This is a genomic window from Phaeodactylibacter luteus (assembly GCF_007993045.1).
GTDB lineage: Bacteria > Bacteroidota > Bacteroidia > Chitinophagales > Saprospiraceae > Phaeodactylibacter > Phaeodactylibacter luteus.
Genome location: NZ_VOOR01000022.1, coordinates 21,911 through 38,348, shown reverse-complemented (window position 1 = coordinate 38,348; position 16,438 = coordinate 21,911). Strand labels below are relative to the sequence as shown.

The following is a 16,438-nucleotide window of genomic DNA, read 5'->3' as shown; positions in this document are numbered from 1 at the left end:
TAGCACAGCAGGCTTGGTTGGCAACTACCTACTCTCCTGCGTTGCAGCATTCCAGGCGCAACGCGAAAGTGTCCACATCCATAAAGCCTTTGCCCTGCAAAGGCTTGGCTTCCTATAGATCACGAGCATGTCGAGGCTATAGTAATTGGCTGGCAAACTGCACTTTTTTGTTTATGCTCCTCCCCCCAAAAACCTCATATAGCTTAGGTGAAGCTCTGGTTTTTGGCCTTGTGTCATCAAAAGAATGCCTGCGGCTAAAAGCTCAAGACCCGGACATGGTCTAAAGAACGCTGAAGAGGAACCTTCCGCTCTAGCGCTCTCGTAAATAGTTATTACCCCTTGCCCGCATAGTGCAGGCATGATAAATATTGCACAAAATAAAATCCCAGACACCGCTATGAGATGGACAACTACGCTACTGGCCCTTTTATTCCTAGGCAACGCCCTGTGCGCACAGTCTCTCCTTGTTTCCTACCCCCTCACCTCCAGTGGGGCTCCCAATCCGCCTATACTTGGCGTGGAAGCACAGCCGTTCACCGCAAACCAAACCTTCTTGGGCCTGCTGCCCACTGTCAGTTTTGGCTCAGATGGAGCAGAGAAATCTAACTGGACAACCGGGGGGGCTCCCGACGGCGGCAGCTACTTCCAGGTGGGGGTCAGCCCTAGCCCCGGTTTCAGCATCAACGTCAGCCGGCTCAATTTTAGCCACTTCCGCGATGATGTGGGCATTGGGAATTATACGGTCGCCTTTTCTTATTCCCCAGACTTCAGCGCTCCTTTCAACATCACAACCCGGACCGTTGCAGACAACGAGAATATCCAATCAGGGGATATCATCGGGCTCAATATCAATGTGAGCCCCGGGCAGACTTTGTATGTGCGCTGGTATGGTTATAATGCTGAAACGGTCAGGAATACTTGGACCATGTTTGCCAATTCCTTGGAGCTGCTCGGTACAGTGACCAGCCTGACGAACAGCAGCACGGAATCCGATATCGTCAGAGACCCAGGGTTCGATGAGCCGGACAATTTCGACTATAAGCCCTATACCGTTGCAAGCGGGCTCAGTACAGCGAATGCCTTGCAAATCGGCTCCTTCACTATACGGGACGGAGGTGCTGACGGTACAGATGCCGATTTGGACCCTACCAAGCTAACAGCCCTCACCTTAAGTGTCAACCTGCCCAATGCCATCAAAGCGTTGGCCCTTTTTGATGGCAGCTCCAATATCAGCGAGCAGGCTTTCATCCCTGCCAACGGCGAGGTCACTTTCTCTGGCCTTACCTTAGAAGCCCCAGATGAAGGCACTAAGTCCTTCGGCGTATACGCGACCTTCAATGAGCTGGGGGTGGTCGACAACGAGCAAGTACAGGTCTCGGTCCGCACCGTAAACTCCCTTGGCAATGGCGCTACCTCGGTTTACGCACTGTCCAATGGCGGAGGCGCTTTTACCTCCGTTACCGGCGACAACAATCGTATTGAGGTAATGGCTTCTGCCTTTAGGATCGTACAGCAGCCCACAAATGTGGAAGTGGGCGATGCCATTGCTCCAGCCGTGGTGGTACAAGCTACTGACAGCCATGGGCGCGATGATTTGGATTACACCGGCACTGTGACCGCTACCCCTTTGGGCGTTGCTTTTGATGGGGGCGCACAGCCCACGGCAGCAGCAGCAGGGGGTATCGCTGCTTTCTCTGCGCTCTCTTTTGCCGGCACGGCCACCGGTGCCACCCTCAATCTAACCGATGTAGGCATTGGCGCAGCGGCAGTCAGCGCGCCATTCGATGTGATCGACCTTCCGGTAGCCTATTTCAGTGAATTTACCTACCGGGAGTCCCTACTGGCTCGGCCCAACTTTTTGGAAGTTGCCCTGGAAGCCTCCCGCCTGTCAGAGCGGGGGCGGTTGAATGTTTACCTTTACAAGGGGCGGCCTTCTAATGGGGACGGTACGCTATACGGCAGCTTGAACCTGAGCACTAACTTTACAGTAGAAACAACATCGGGCGGGCTGACTTACCTCGTAGCCGGCGGCATAGACCTCGAAGCTGAAGTAGCTGGCATGGCCTTGTATTACGATAATATCCTGCTGGAGTTCATCAGCTATGGCGGCACCATCAATGCAATAGAAGGGCCTGCAGATGGCGAAAGCAGCACAAATATAGGAGTGACAGAGCCGTTGGTGCCTATTGCTACCTCCATCCAACGGACAGGCACCTGCAGCGGGGTTTGCCCTAGTGGCCTGGTATGGCAGGCAGGCGTGCCCCAGACCGAAGGCGGTCCAGAAGGCGGTGCTGCGCTCCCGGTCGAGCTCCTGTCTTTCACTGCCCGCCCTGAAGGGAAGGAAGTACTGCTGCAGTGGCGCACGGCCACTGAGCTTAATAATGATTACATGGCGGTAGAGCACAGCACAGATGGGCGCAATTTTGCAGAAATCGGCCGCAGGAGCGGTGCGGGCACAACACAAGAGCCGCAGCACTATTTCTTGGTGCATGCTCACCCCGCAGATGGGCTAAACTATTACCGCCTGCGTCAGGCCGACTTCGACGGGCAAGTCAATTATTTCCCGGTGGCCGCTGTAGAGGTTAGCCTCGAGGAGCCCCCTCAGTGGCTGGCGTTCCCTACCGTAGCCCGCGAGCGCATTCAGCTGCGCTTCACAGGCACTGCTGCTCCGGCAGCCCGTGTGAGGGTCATCTCGCCCACCGGGAAGATCCTTGCCGACGAACCGTGGTTGGGGCAAGCCGAGCTGCCCGTTGGCCACCTGCCAAAAGGGGCATACGTCGTTCAGCTGCTGAATGGAGATGCGGCAGCTTACGCTGCCCGGTTTGTCAAACAGTAAAATGGATAAACAAACGGGATGGACAAACAGCCCGGGCGCTATTGAAAGCGCCCGGGCTGTTGCATGTAAGCCGTATAGCTCGATTAAGCGCACCGCTTAGTTGGCGCTGCCCGTATTGGTGTTTTTGGGGGGCTCCCCCGCCTGAAGGCGTGGGGCGCTACGCTTCGGGGCTCGCTATCCGCTCGGCCCTGCGGGCTTGCCACCCCTTCGCATCGCTAGCCCGCCTGCGGTGCCATTGAGCTGCAAAAATCAAAAAAAACAAACAAGGATTTGTTGAGTTATCCCACAATGTTTTTATCATTGTGGACTTATTGCGTTTGTTTTGATTTCATCAACTTTTCAATACACCTAGAATTATGAGAATGACTCTCCTATTCCTATTATTTGCATCCGTCATTATGTCCTGCGATAAGGAGGAGGAAATGCAAAAAGAAGGCAACTGCCTTACCGCTGTTATAAATGGCGAGGAGTTTACAGCCGAAACCACAACAGGTACCTTTTCCATCTCTAGCGTCAATTATGAGGGGCTTGGAGTGCAGGAGACAAGGATACTGACCATATTAGGAACCATTGTAGACTTGTCGGGCGGCACGGAATCGATTACGCTATCGTTTGGCTGTACCGAATTTGACCCTGAATTGAATATCGCCAAACTTGATTCAGGCTGCGGTATGTCCATGACCTATAGCGATTTTAGCTTTAGCAACCCCAATGGCTCTATTGTGGTAGAAGCCGTAGATGGCATTGTTGATATAGAAGAGCTGACGGAAGGGAAAATCCGTGGGACCTTCTTTTTCAGCGGGGAAGACCAAGATGGGCAAACGTACAACGTGACCGATGGCTTCTTCGAAACAACCATCAATGAATAGCACTTTTCACGGCCTCTCCTAAAAGCAGTATATTCTGGATAACCTAGGATTTATACTAAGCTTAGTGAAATCTTGGGGGGTCAGGCCATGAAAGCGGGTAGCCTCTTCGGAGGCTGCCCGCTTTTACGGTCTTGGTAAGTGCCCGTGCCGGCAACACGAGATTGCCCCGGCCCAGCCTACTAGTATTATACCCGGCACAATGCAGCAGCAGCAGCCCTGAGGGTGCCTTCTGTTTTTGCGAAGCACAGCCTTATGACCTGCTCGTCTTTGCCGCTAGAATAGAAAGCGGAAACCGGTATTGCCGCTACGCCATACTCTTTTATCAGGCGGAGGGCAAATGCTGTATCCGGCTCTTTGCTGATGCTTTTATAGCTGAAGTTGCAGAAATAAGTCCCTTCACAAGGCAGGGCATCGAACCGAGAGGGCTCTAGCTGTTCCAGCAAAAGGTCGCGCTTGGCCTGATAAAAAGCAGGGAGCTGCTCATAATGCTTTGGATCCCGAAGGTAGTCGGCCAGCGCGCACTGAGTAGGCGTATGCACAGAAAAAGTGTTGTACTGATGTACCTTCCTGAACTCTGCCATGAGCTGAGGCGGCGCTATGCAGTAGCCGACTTTCCACCCAGTGGCATGAAAGGTCTTCCCAAAAGAAAAAGTCACAAAACTTCGGCTGCGCAGCCCAGGGAAGCGCAGGGCGCTTTGATGCGCTGCCCCGTCATAAATCAGGTGCTCATACACCTCATCGCTCAAAACCAGGACATCCGTCCCATCCGTAAGGGCCTGCAAAGCGAGCATATCTTCCCGCTTCAGTGTACTCCCAGTGGGGTTATGAGGGGTGTTGATGATGATCATCCGGGTAGCAGAGGTGATCAAGGATTCTACCATGCCCCAGTCTACTCGGTAGTCCGGTGCACGGAGCTCATAAATGACTGGTATGCCCCCATTTACCTCCACAGCCGGCCGGTAGCTATCGTAAGCGGGCTCGAACAATATGACTTCATCTCCCGGGCGAACGGTAGCCGCAATGGCACAATAGATGGCCTGCGTAGCGCCGGCAGTTATTGTCACCTCCTCTGCCCAGTCTACCGGCTGCCCATACGCAAGTGCAGCTTTATCTGCAAGGGCCTGCCTCAGGGCTGGCCAGCCAGGCATAGGCGCATATTGGTTGTAACCTTCCCGCATGTAGTAGCTTACACGATCGATAAGCTGGGCGTCAGGGGGGAAATTGGGGAAACCCTGTGAAAGGTTGATGGCATTGTGCTCTTGAGCCAAAGCCGACATTACAGAAAAGATGGTGGTGCCCACATCGGGCAGTTTGGAGGTCAGTAGCATAGTTCTTGGTTTTACCCCTCTGCGGCTTCCGCTGCAATGATGCGGAGCCCATCGAGGGTCAGGTTGGGGGCCACCTCATGAAAATCGCCAGAAAGGGGGTGCAGGATGGCGGAAAGCCCGCCCGTCGCGATGGCAATATACTGTCCGCCCAATTCTGCGCGTATGGCCGCAAGCATATGGCGCACCAGCCCAATATAGCCCAAGAGCACCCCGCTTTGGATGGCGCCCACCGTGTTGGTGCCCACGGCAGAGGGCGGCAGTTCCAACGGCACTTCCGGCAGCTGTGCTGTTTTCTGAAAAAGTGCGCCAATGGCAGTTTTCAGCCCTGGAGCAATGGATACCCCCAGCAACTGCCCCTCCGCATTGATAACGGTGAAGGTCAGGGCTGTGCCAAAATCCACGACGATGCAGTCTTGCCTATAGCGGTAGTAGGCTGCAACTGCATTGGCGTACAGATCAGTGCCGAGCTCATCGGGCCGGTCAATCCGCAGCTTTAGGCGAGGGTAGATTTCCGCATCTACCCAAAGGGGCGGCTTAAAGAACAAGCGGCTGCACAAGGCGGTGAAAACAGTGCGCAGATCGGGCACTACAGTGCTGATCACCACTTGCCCGACTTCAGCAGCGGAAATGCTGCGCTCCAACAGGGCATTGCTCAACTGCATATGGTAAAACACAGCGGACTCACCGTCCGACTTGGTAGGCAGCCGCCAGACCTGTTCAGGGGCTGCAGCCCCTGAAGGGTACAGGCCAAAGGTAACGTTTGAGTTGCCGATATCTATTGCCAGCATCATAGGCTGTTCTTTGCGTTGTGGCCCAAGTTAATCAACTTTAGCGTGCTGCCGGAGCAGGGTTTCCAGGTAATGCTCAGAAATGCCAAAACGGGCCTTTAGCTGGGCTATCTCTGCCATGGCCTTTTCGTTGGCTTTGCCCTTCACGCCCACGATCATCAGGTTTTTGGAGGTATGCTCAGTGGAGATGAACTCAAACACCTTTGTCTCGTAGCCATTCGCTTCCATCACCAAGGCACGGATGCCATCGGTCAGCAGCTCGGCTTGCCGCTCCAAGAGTATACCGTGTCGGAGCACCGGCTGCAGCTCCTCCGGCGGGGCCATAGCTTTGCGCACCTGCTTGTGGCAGCATGGCGCTACCACGATGATCTCCGCCCCAGCCTGCACCCCTTTCGCTATAGCAATATCAGTAGCAATATCGCAAGCGTGGAGCGCAATGAGCACATCAATGCGCTCAGGCCGGAAGTCGAAGATGTCCTGTGCCCGGAAGGAAAGGCTTTCGTATCCGGCTTTTGCCGCCAGTTCATTCCCGAAAACAACCAGGTTTTCCCTCAGCTCTATGCCCGTAATGACCGGCCGTAGCCTGCGGTTGTTCACCAAGTGGTCATACAGGGCAAAAGTCAGGTAGCCCTTCCCCGCGCCCATGTCCACTATATGAGGGTCGTTGGGCAGGCTTTTGGCTTGGCTGAGCAGTGTATCAAAAATCTCGATGTATTTATTGATCTGCCGGAACTTGCGCTGCCCATCAGCCTTGATTTTCCCAGTGGATGAGGCAATCCCCATGGCCTGTAGGTAAGGGCTGCCCTCCGCTGCTATCAGGTATTGCTTGGCTTGGTCGTGGTTTTGGGCAGGAGCCTCGTGCAGGCTGGCTTTCGCCGAAAACAGGCGCGGCTTCCGCTTGCGGTTGTACTGTAAGGTGATATCTGTATCTCGGGTGAAGAGCACCCCGTGCAGGAAATCCTGGCCGAGCCAAAGCCCAAGCATGGCTTCTGCCTCTTGCGGTGGATGGTTCTTGGTAATATCGCGGGTGGCATACCTAAGGGTAAATGAAAGGTGGGGCTCGCCTTTTAAAGTGATCAGACGGGCATAGACATTTTTAAATTCTTTATCTTCCCCTCCGGCTTTGCTCAAGGTCAGCTTAATGAAGTGGCCGTCGGCTATGCTTTGGCGGAACTGCGCCAGAAATTGTGCCTTTGGGTCCATATTGCTCTTTTTTCGGTGACGTAGCGTAAAGATATGCGCTTGGGGCGATGGTTTGCAATAATCAGCTGATGCTTCTTCTATCGGGCGTGAACCAAAATGTCGCAGGTGTTGATGCTTTTGGGGCTCTAGCCTAGCATTGGCCTAGCGCTGCGAAGGGGCGGCAGGCCTGATAAGGCCGAGCGGATAGCGAGCCCCGCAGCATAGCGGCACCTGCCATCGGGCAGGGGCAGGCCCCCTCCTTACAGTAGGGGCAGGCCTAAAAAACGACAATCTGGTTTGCGCTCCTTCTATCTGCCCGGCAAGGGGGAACAAAATAGGCCCTTTACGATTTTATACCTTGTCAAGCCTGTGCTTGGCGCTTTTCGAAAAAAAATTCCCTGCATTCAATAGCGACTCGTATGAAGAAACCAATTGTACTCCTGTTTTTCCTAGCTCTTGCATTCGGTGCTGCAGCTCAGGAAACTTTTCCCTACAACGGTGTAGAGGACCATCGTGAACGGTACTATGCACTGACCGGTGCTACGGTGCACACCGATGCCACAACGGTCATTGAAAACGCTACCCTGCTGATCCGCGATGGGCGGGTGCGCTCTGTTGTGGCTAATGGCAGCATCCCCGATGGTGCGGTAGAGGTGCCGCTCGACGGCAAGCACATCTATCCGGCCTTCGTAGACCCCTACGCAGATTATGGCATGCCTGAGCCTAAAGCCGAGGGCAAGCGCCCGGAACGGCAGCCTCAGATGCTCTCCAATAAGCCTGGAGCGTATGCTTGGAACGAAGCCCTTAAACCTGAGTTTCACGCCCACGCTCACTTTACCCCTGATGCCAAAGCTGCTAAAGCACTGCGGGAGGCTGGATTTGGCGCGGTAGCAGCCCACCGTATGGATGGCATCTCCCGTGGCACCGGCGCTGTTGTAGGCTTGGGCGACGAGCGGGCACACGAAATGATCATCACGGAAAAGGCAGGGCACTTCCTCTCTTTCCGCAAAGGGACATCCACCCAGAATTACCCCAACTCCCTCATGGGCACTATCGCACTGCTCCGGCAGACCTACTACGACAGCGAGTGGTACCAACAACAGGAAGGGCTGGAGGTCAACCTATCCCTAGAGGCCTGGGAAGAAGTACAGGGGCTGCCACAGGTCTTTGCTGTAGATGACCGCCTCGAGGCCTTGCGGGCGGCAAAGCTCGGAGGGGAGTTCGGCAAATCCTACATCCTGAAGGGTAGTGGGGATGAGTATCAGCGTATCGGAGCTATCGCCAAGCTGAACACACCTCTCATCATCCCTGTCGATTATCCGGATGCTTATGATGTAGAAGACCCCTACGATGCAGAGGTAGTTACCCTTGCTCAGCTGAAGCACTGGGAAATGGCCCCTGCCAACGCGGCTATGCTCGCCGATGCAGGCGTTACCTTTGCTTTCACAGCCGATGGGCTGAAGAAAAAGTCGGCCTTCCTGAGCCATATCCGCAAAGCGGTAAATTATGGGCTGGACAAGACGGTAGCGCTACGGGCTATGACAGAAACCCCTGCCCGCCTGATGGGGGCTTCTGACCATATTGGCACGCTGAGCAAAGGCAAACTGGCCAACTTCATCGTTGCCAATGGTGACCTCTTTGACGAGCAGACACAGATCTACCAGACTTGGGTAAAAGGTAAGGCGTATACGCACAAAGCTGTGGCACAGATGAGCCTGACTGGCAGCTACGAGCTGATGCTCGGCAATGCCCGCTATGCTCTGGAGGTGAGCGGCACAGATGAAGCCCCAAAAGCGGCTTTGCAGATCAACGATTCTACCTCCGCCAAGGTGAAGTTCAGCCGGGATGATGCCCTGGTCACGCTTTCTTTCAACCTGCCAGAAGAAGATGGCAAAACCCGCCTTTCTGGTACGGTAAGCGGCGCTCAGTGGTCGGGCAGAGGGCAGCGCGCTTCCGGGGAGTGGGTCAGCTGGAGCGCAGCCCGTACCGGCAGCTCCGAAGAAAAGGGTGCAGCTGGAGAAGAAGACGGGGAGCAGGCAGCTGCTGCCCCTGAGATAGGGGAAGTCATCTACCCGTTTACGGCTTTTGGATGGACGGAAAAGCCTCAGCCGGGCACGTACCTCATCCAAAATGCAACGGTATGGACCAATGAGGCTGACGGTATACTTGAAGCCACAGACGTCCTCATTAAGGATGGCAAAATTGCTGGCGTTGGGAAGGGGCTGAAAGCTAAAGGAGCCACGGTAGTAGACGCTTCGGGCATGCACCTTACGCCAGGCATCATCGATGAGCATTCCCACATTGCCATCAGCCGAGGGGTGAACGAAAGCTCACAGAGCAGCACGGCGGAAGTGCGCATAGGCGATGTGGTCAACTCCGAAGACGTCAATATTTACCGTCAGCTTTCCGGTGGGGTCACTACTTCTCAGTTGCTGCATGGCTCTGCCAACCCGATAGGGGGGCAGTCTGCCCTCATCAAGCTCCGCTGGGGCTACGAGCCGGAAGATATGAAGTTTGAAGGGGCAGCCCCTTTTATCAAATTTGCCTTGGGGGAGAATGTCAAGCAGTCCAATTGGGGCGATGACTACACCATCCGCTTCCCTCAGACGCGCATGGGCGTGGAGCAGGTGTACATGGACAAGTTCACCAAAGCGGTCGCCTATGGCGAACTAAAGGAATCTGGCAAGCCCTACCGCCGAGATCTCGACCTGGAAGCGTTGCTCGAAATTGTGAACAGCGAGCGCTTCATCACTTGCCACTCCTACCGCCAAAGCGAAATCAATATGCTGATGAAGGTGGCCGAGCATTTTGGGTTCCGGGTCAATACCTTTACGCACATCCTTGAAGGTTACAAAGTAGCCGATAAGATGGCAGCGCACGGGGCTGGAGGTTCGAGCTTTGCAGATTGGTGGGCTTACAAATACGAGGTACAGGAGGCCATCCCTTACAACGGAGCGCTCATGCACGAACAGGGGGTGACCGTCGCTTTCAATTCTGATGATGCAGAAATGGCCCGCCGCCTCAATCAGGAGGCAGCTAAGGCTGTACTGTTTGGCGGCGTTTCTGAAGAGGACGCCCTAAAGTTCGTTACCCTCAACCCTGCCAAGCTGCTCCATATTGATGATAAAGTGGGCAGCATCAAAGTCGGCAAGCAGGCTGATGTAGTACTCTGGTCCGGCCACCCCCTGTCCAATTACAGCCGGGCAGAACAGACTTATATTGATGGCATCAAATTCTTCGACCGCCAAGCAGACCAGGAACTGCGCAAGCAGCTTGCAGCTGAGCGCAACCGGCTGATCCAGAAAATGTTGGACGAAAAGAAGGGGGGCGGCAAGACTCAGCCGGTGAGCAGTCAACGGCAGTACCGGCACTACCACTGCGATGATTTTGCGGATGAGGCCAAATAGCGCCTTTGAAGAGCTTGTTAGGGTTTGGCCTCCGAATGGGCGAAATCCTAACAAGCTTTAAGCCGTTGATGAGGGGTTGGCTTGGTTGCCAGGTACTGCGATCCAAAGCGGGCAGGGGGACTTCCAGGCCATGTGGCGCAGGAGCTGGCCATGAAGCCAATGCTGCAATAGGGTACGCTTTGGCAGCTGCATAGCCAGCCATTGTGCAGGCATACCTTGCATATAGGCCTGAATGCCCCCCGGTATGCTACCGGCCGGCACCACATCTGCCCAAACGCCGTTGTAGCTGCGCCGGTGTGGTGCTTGTACCCCATCTACAGACAGGCTCACAGAGAATGGCCGGACACCTGCATTCAGCCTACTGGCCACCTGCTTCAATACAGGCAGGTCTGGCACTTGCGCTGCCTCGGGGTCAACCGCCAGTGCAATTTGTGCAACAGGCGTGTAAAGGGCCCCTTCCGGTATCAGAAGGACTGGGCAAGCCGCCCTATAAATCAGTCCTGTGCTCACGCTGCCAAACAGCTGCTCGCCCAAGGAATGCTTCTGCCGGCTGCCGATGGCAATAAAATCAGCCTGATGCTGCTGTGCAGCTGCAGCAAGGGCACTTTCTGGCGGGCCTGCAAGCACCTCAACAGAAAAGGGGACCTCAGGCAGGCCTTCCCCTTCATGTGGGTAATCTGTCATCAGGCGGTTCAGCTTTTGGCGGTAGGCAGTGGCCTCCCGGGAGATCATAGCCTTATGAGCCCGCTCAGGCAGAGCGGATTCAGCCGTAGTATAGGGGTTGGCAAAAGCCAGGGTAAGCTCTAAGCCAAGAGCAGCAGCAAGCTGACGGCTATAATGTAAAGCGTGCAGGGATGCAGCCGAGAAGTCAATTCCAATCAGGAGCCTTTTCATGAAGCAGTGTTTTTGTGGTTCAGCCCTTTTACAAGGCCTGCTGTTCCCACAAAATATCAAAAAGGGCGGCAAGCGTCAAGCGAGGGCCGGCCACAGCTTTTACCGGAGCAGCATATTCTTATGCAATACCCCGAGGATAAGCGGTGCTCAATTGGTCTGCCTGCCTAAAATTCGTAATTTGCCGGCATGTTTGTCATACTGGCCTATTGCCGGCGCCCGGCCCAACAAACCCAAAAGGAAGCAGCAAGCTAATTTGTGAAAAACCTCATCCCACATTTCATTCAGGAGCAGCACCTTGGCGGCAAATCCAAAGGGCAGCTACAAGCTTATACCCTGTTTGTCGACCTATCCGGCTTTACGCCCCTGACCGAAGCCCTGATGCGGCAAGGTAGCCGTGGGGCAGAGCAGCTTACCAACGTCCTGAATGAAATTTTCGAGCCTCTTGTCAGCTTGGTCTATGCCCGGGGCGGCTTCATCCCTTACTTCGCCGGCGATGCCTTTACCGCCATATTCCCTTCAGGGCAGAGTGCCGAGAACGGGCGGGACATTGTGCAGGTAGCCCTATTGGCGAGGCATTTATTCAGTAAGCGTGCATTCCGCTTTGGCGACTTTACGATCGGTATCAAATTCGGGCTTTCATTTGGCACAGTGGAATGGGGGGTTGTCGGTGCTGGCTCCCGCAAGTCTTTTTATTTCCGGGGGCTGCCTATCGACGGCTGCGCTCAGTGCCAGACCAAGGCCGAAGACCAGGATATTGTCATTGATGAAGCCTTTTGCAAGCTCATCAAAGAAGAAGGGTTTTACCTGCGCAAACTAGAGCCGGGCTATTACAAAGTATGGGGGCTGCTGCCAGAAGGAAGCGCCACTGCACCTCAGCCGGTACAGCTGCCGGAAATCCAAAAAGAAGCCGCCTGCCAGTTTTTGCCGGAGGCGGTTGCCCAATACCAACAAGAAGGGGAGTTCCGGACGGTCGTTTCTATCTTTCTGTCCTTCCGGGGGGTGGCGACTCATGCGCTGCTCGATCAGTTCGCTACTGTTGTGCTGGAGGATATGCACAATTTTTCCGGCTATTTCAAAGAGGTAGATTTTGGGGACAAAGGCGGGGTGATGGTTGGTTTCTTCGGCGCTCCTGTTTCCTTTGAGAACAACAATGACCGCGCTCTGGAGTTTATTTTCAGTGTGCAGGAGAACCTCCGCCGGCTTCAGGCAGAGACGCCGCTGGAGTTCCGGATCGGGGTCACTACGGGCACGGCTTATACGGGTATTGTAGGCGGGAAAGAGCGCTGCCAGTACGCAGCCGTCGGCAACCGGGTCAACCTTGCAGCCCGGCTTATGACCTACGCTGGCTGGGGCGAAGTGCTTGTGGACAGCGAAATACAGAAAAACCAGCATTTCCTCTTTCAGCACCGTGGCGACATCCACTACAAGGGCATCAAAGGCAAAGTGCCGACCTACAAGCTCATGGGGCGCAACTATGAAGCCCGCCCGGCCTATGTCAGCAAAATGGTAGGGCGGCAGCATGAGTTCAACTACCTGCTAGAGTTCATCAAGCCGCTGTTCGAGGAGGAGCCGGCCGGCGTCGCCTACGTTTACGGGGAAGCTGGCGTGGGGAAAAGCCGCCTGCTGCACGAGCTACGGCAAGTGCTGCTTAGTCAGGATCTGCTGCAATGGCATACCTGCCAAGCTGATCAGATACTTCGCAAGCCTTTTAATCCTTTTCTCTATTTCCTCAGGAATTACTTTGGGCAGTCGCCCGAAAGCTCTTCCCTTTCCAATATTGAAAATTTCGAATCGCGTTATGCTCAGCTGCTGGATGACCTCAGCCGGGCCAAGCGGGTGGAAGCGCGCAATGCTCAACGGGAGCTTGTGCGGACTAAAACGGTGCTCGCGGCTCTGATTGGGCTCAACCTCAAGGATTCTATTTGGGATCTGCTTGACGCAAAAGGGCGATACCAGAACACCATCTCGGCCATCATCAATCTGATAGTGGCAGAATCGATCATCCGGCCGGTGGTGCTGGAAATAGAAGACGCTCATTGGATGGACGAGAACAGCCGGGAGCTGCTCGCTGAGTTTGCCCGGCAAATGCCCCGCTTTCCGTTTGCCCTCATCATGACCTCCCGCTATCTCGACGACGGGACCAAGCCTCAGCTCCTGCCAGATGAACAGATCCGGCAGCTCGGCCTGCCCGTAAGAGAGACTGATCTCAATACCCTGCAGCCCGAAGCCGTTAAAGAATTTGCTGAGCTCAGGCTTGGAGGCCCTATCCATCAAGATTTCATGGAGCTCCTCCTACGGGCATCCAATAGCAACCCTTTCTACCTTGAACAGATCCTCGAATACTTTACAGAACGGGAATTGGTGGAAAAAGAAGATGGCCAATGGACGATACACGATAAAGACATTAAGCTTTCCAACTCCATTAACGCCATTCTGACGGCACGTATCGATCGCCTTTCCAGCCTTGTCAAGGAGACGGTCAAGGCTGCTGCGGTCATTGGCAGGGAGTTTGATATCCCTATCCTGTCTGAGGTCATGAAGACACAGGAAGGCTTTTCGCATACCAACAGCAATGCCCCCACCCTTTTGCGGGAGCAAGTCAAACGGGCTGAGCAAGGGCAGATCTGGCATGCCATGAATGAGCTGCGCTATATCTTCCGCCATGCCTTGTTGCGGGAAGCGGTATACGGTATGCAATTGCGCACCCGCTTGGAACAATTGCATGGGCTCATCGCGGAAGCCATAGAGCGCTTGTACCACGATCAGATAGAGGAGCGCTATGCGGATCTGGCCTTTCATTACGAGCAGGCCAATATTTATGACAAAACCTGTGAGTACCTACAGAAAGCCGCGGATTATGCCCGGAGCAACTATCAGAACCAACAGGCGCTGGATTATTACGAGAAGCTGTTGTCCAAACTCGGCAACCGCCGGGAGACTGCAGACCAGATACAGGCCTACCTCAGCAAAGGCAGGGTGCTAGAGCTGATTGGAGATTGGGAAGCTTGTCAAAAGGCGTATGAAGAAGCTCTGGATCAGGCCAAAAAGTCTAGGGATGTCCTGTTGCTCGGGCAGGCCAACAACCACCTCGGGCGCCTTCTGATGCTCAAGGGCGGCTATTCGCAGGCGCTGAGCTACCTGCATACAGCTGCCGGGCTTTTCGAATCGGTAGACGACCGCCTGGGCATCGCCAAAGCCTACGGCAGTTTGGGGGAGGTCTTTTTCCGCCAAGGGAAGTATGACGAAGCTAAGGGGTACTTTGAGCGCAGCCTCTCTATTGATTTGAGCGGGGCTGACCCTACAGGCAGTGCCCAAGTAGCTGCCAACCTTGGCCTTACCCACATGAACCAAGGAAATTATGATGCCGGCATTGCCTGCCAACGAGAACAGCTGAGCATCAGCGAAAGGTACAACGATAAGCAGGGCATGGCCAACCTCTATACCAACCTCGGCATCGTTTATTTTGAAAAAGGAGACTATGATGAAGCCTTGGAGAGCTACCAGAAAGGGCTTGCCCTAAGTGAAGAATTGGGCAATAAGCAGCTGACTTCTATTGCCATAGGCTGTATCGGCAGCGTGTACGAACGGCAGGGCGACTACCTGCGCGCGATGGAAAATTTTCAGGAGGACCTTGAGCTGTGCGAAGAGCTTGGTGACAAACAGGGCACAGCTATTGCACTGGGCCTCATCGGCGAGCTGTACAGCATAGAGGGGCACTTTCCCAAAGCCATAGAATACCTGCAGAAAAACCTTATGCTGTGCGAGGAGCTCGGTTACCAGAAAGGGATTGCCAAAGCGCTCAACACCCTGGGAGATGTTTTCTATTTCACTGAGGATTACAATCGGTCTCTAGATTTTTATGACCGGGCTATTGTGGTCACCCGCATCATCAACAACCGCCTTGTGTTGGGCGCTAGCCTGGCAGAGAAAGGGATGGTCCTGCTGGCTATTGGCGACTTGAAGGCCTTGGAGCCGGTAGTAGAGGAGGCGGCACAGATCGCTGAGGCTCTGGGCAACCCCGATCTTATTTTTGAAGCCCAGATTTTGCGGGCGCGCCAGGCATTGGCTTTGGGGCAGAACGAAAAAGCATTCGGGCTTTTACAGGAGTTGCTGCGCACGGCCGAAGGTACCGACCAAGAAGCCGCAATTTACTATGAGCTGTGGCGGCTCCACCCCAATGATACTGCCTACCGGGAAGCTGCAACGCAGCGGTACCGGGAGCTTTATGCTTCTACTCCTAAGTATTTGTTCAAAACACGGCTGCAGTCCCTGGACGTTTAGGCCCGCCACTTTTCGAATAGGGTGATGACACCAAACATCATCAGGAAGCCATAGACGGCGTCATCCAGGGGCACAGAGGTAATGCGTATGCCCAGGTACTCTTCTGGGTTGTATACCACGACGGGCTGCTCGGTATATCCGCCGGTAAGTACTCCATTGACAATGAGGAAGGGGATTAGCGCTACGAGGTAAGATAAATAAAAACGGCTGCGGTAGGGCACATCCAAAAAGCGCCAGTGGTAGAGGGTAAAACCTCCGGTGAGCAGAAAGGTAGTGCTGGTGTACAGCTGCCCCCAATGCAACAGCCCGACTAGGAAAAAGCCAAAGCCCATCATTGGAGTCAACACCTTCTCGGCCCGCCCCAGTAAGTCTGGCTTGACATAGAAATTGAGGCATTCATAGATGAAAGCGCAGGCAAAAGGTACCGTGAAAAAGAACAGCCATTCTTCAACCGGCAGCCCGAGCAGGTGCCAGCCTGCAAGGTAGCGCTCGTTGAAGCCCCATACCCCCTGTGCGGTGAAAAAGACATCCCAGCCAATAAAAATTGCCGCTACCACAATAATTGCGGGGAAAAGGGCGCCCCATTTTTTGTAGTAGTGTACGTTGCGGTCGAAGCTCAACAGTAATACCGGCAGAAAAGTAAGAATATGAAGATAAAAGTAAGCCCAGCGGCGCTCTAGCCACTCATACTGCTGCACCACAGGCACCTCAAAAAGCAGGTTGCCGGGCAGGACCACATCGGTAAGCCACTGAGCGCCTACCAACAAGACCGGCAAAAGGGCTGCCGCCAAGCGGGAAGCCCGGGAAAAAGAGCGTTTGTAGGTTAGCGCGTTAGCAGGCATAGGCTATACGG

The 16,438-nt window shown here is 54.5% G+C and carries 9 protein-coding genes; 4 read left to right on the top strand and 5 right to left on the bottom strand.

All coding sequences use genetic code 11. The features are described from left to right. Positions 1-397 precede the first annotated feature (397 nt). On the top strand, positions 398-2,836 hold the full coding sequence (locus FRY97_RS11785; protein ID WP_147167738.1) for a hypothetical protein: 2,439 nt from the start codon (positions 398-400) through the stop codon (positions 2,834-2,836). Between the two features lie 356 nt (positions 2,837-3,192). Then, positions 3,193-3,705, top strand: coding sequence for a hypothetical protein (locus FRY97_RS11780; RefSeq protein WP_147167737.1), 513 nt, complete (start codon positions 3,193-3,195; stop codon positions 3,703-3,705). Between the two features lie 185 nt (positions 3,706-3,890). On the opposite strand, the gene FRY97_RS11775 is transcribed toward FRY97_RS11780, so the two are convergent. Genes FRY97_RS11775 through FRY97_RS11765 form a run of 3 tightly spaced genes read right to left on the bottom strand, consistent with a single transcriptional unit; the run spans position 3,891 to position 7,024 of the window. Next, positions 3,891-5,033, bottom strand: coding sequence for a methionine aminotransferase (locus FRY97_RS11775; RefSeq protein ID WP_147167736.1), 1,143 nt, complete (start codon positions 5,031-5,033; stop codon positions 3,891-3,893). A gap of 11 nt (positions 5,034-5,044) precedes the next feature. After that, positions 5,045-5,824, bottom strand: coding sequence for a type III pantothenate kinase (locus FRY97_RS11770; protein ID WP_147167735.1), 780 nt, complete (start codon positions 5,822-5,824; stop codon positions 5,045-5,047). 27 nt (positions 5,825-5,851) lie between these two features. Beyond that, a complete protein-coding gene (locus tag FRY97_RS11765) occupies positions 5,852-7,024 on the bottom strand; it encodes a class I SAM-dependent methyltransferase (RefSeq protein WP_147167734.1) in 1,173 nt (390 codons plus the stop codon). A gap of 398 nt (positions 7,025-7,422) precedes the next feature. Here FRY97_RS11765 and FRY97_RS11760 point away from each other — a divergent pair, with 398 nt between their 5' ends. Then, complete coding sequence (locus tag FRY97_RS11760) at positions 7,423-10,410, top strand: amidohydrolase family protein (RefSeq protein ID WP_147167733.1); 2,988 nt, start codon at positions 7,423-7,425, stop codon at positions 10,408-10,410. A gap of 57 nt (positions 10,411-10,467) precedes the next feature. On the opposite strand, the gene FRY97_RS11755 is transcribed toward FRY97_RS11760, so the two are convergent. Then, positions 10,468-11,304, bottom strand: coding sequence for a universal stress protein (locus tag FRY97_RS11755; protein WP_147167732.1), 837 nt, complete (start codon positions 11,302-11,304; stop codon positions 10,468-10,470). A gap of 255 nt (positions 11,305-11,559) precedes the next feature. Here FRY97_RS11755 and FRY97_RS11750 point away from each other — a divergent pair, with 255 nt between their 5' ends. Continuing rightward, complete coding sequence (locus tag FRY97_RS11750) at positions 11,560-15,585, top strand: adenylate/guanylate cyclase domain-containing protein (protein ID WP_147167731.1); 4,026 nt, start codon at positions 11,560-11,562, stop codon at positions 15,583-15,585. Here FRY97_RS11750 and FRY97_RS11745 read toward each other — a convergent pair. Next, complete coding sequence (locus tag FRY97_RS11745) at positions 15,582-16,427, bottom strand: lycopene cyclase domain-containing protein (RefSeq protein ID WP_147167730.1); 846 nt, start codon at positions 16,425-16,427, stop codon at positions 15,582-15,584. The two genes, FRY97_RS11750 and FRY97_RS11745, sit on opposite strands and share 4 nt — an antisense overlap. Positions 16,428-16,438 lie beyond the last annotated feature (11 nt).

Bases quoted from the DNA above. Each gene is read 5' to 3' on its own strand.
- FRY97_RS11785 (WP_147167738.1), top strand. From the start codon at position 398: ATGAGATGGACAACTACGCTACTGGCCCTTTTATTCCTAGGCAACGCC.
- FRY97_RS11780 (WP_147167737.1), top strand. From the start codon at position 3,193: ATGAGAATGACTCTCCTATTCCTATTATTTGCATCCGTCATTATGTCC.
- FRY97_RS11775 (WP_147167736.1), bottom strand. From the start codon at position 5,033: ATGCTACTGACCTCCAAACTGCCCGATGTGGGCACCACCATCTTTTCT.
- FRY97_RS11770 (WP_147167735.1), bottom strand. From the start codon at position 5,824: ATGATGCTGGCAATAGATATCGGCAACTCAAACGTTACCTTTGGCCTG.
- FRY97_RS11765 (WP_147167734.1), bottom strand. From the start codon at position 7,024: ATGGACCCAAAGGCACAATTTCTGGCGCAGTTCCGCCAAAGCATAGCC.
- FRY97_RS11760 (WP_147167733.1), top strand. From the start codon at position 7,423: ATGAAGAAACCAATTGTACTCCTGTTTTTCCTAGCTCTTGCATTCGGT.
- FRY97_RS11755 (WP_147167732.1), bottom strand. From the start codon at position 11,304: ATGAAAAGGCTCCTGATTGGAATTGACTTCTCGGCTGCATCCCTGCAC.
- FRY97_RS11745 (WP_147167730.1), bottom strand. From the start codon at position 16,427: ATGCCTGCTAACGCGCTAACCTACAAACGCTCTTTTTCCCGGGCTTCC.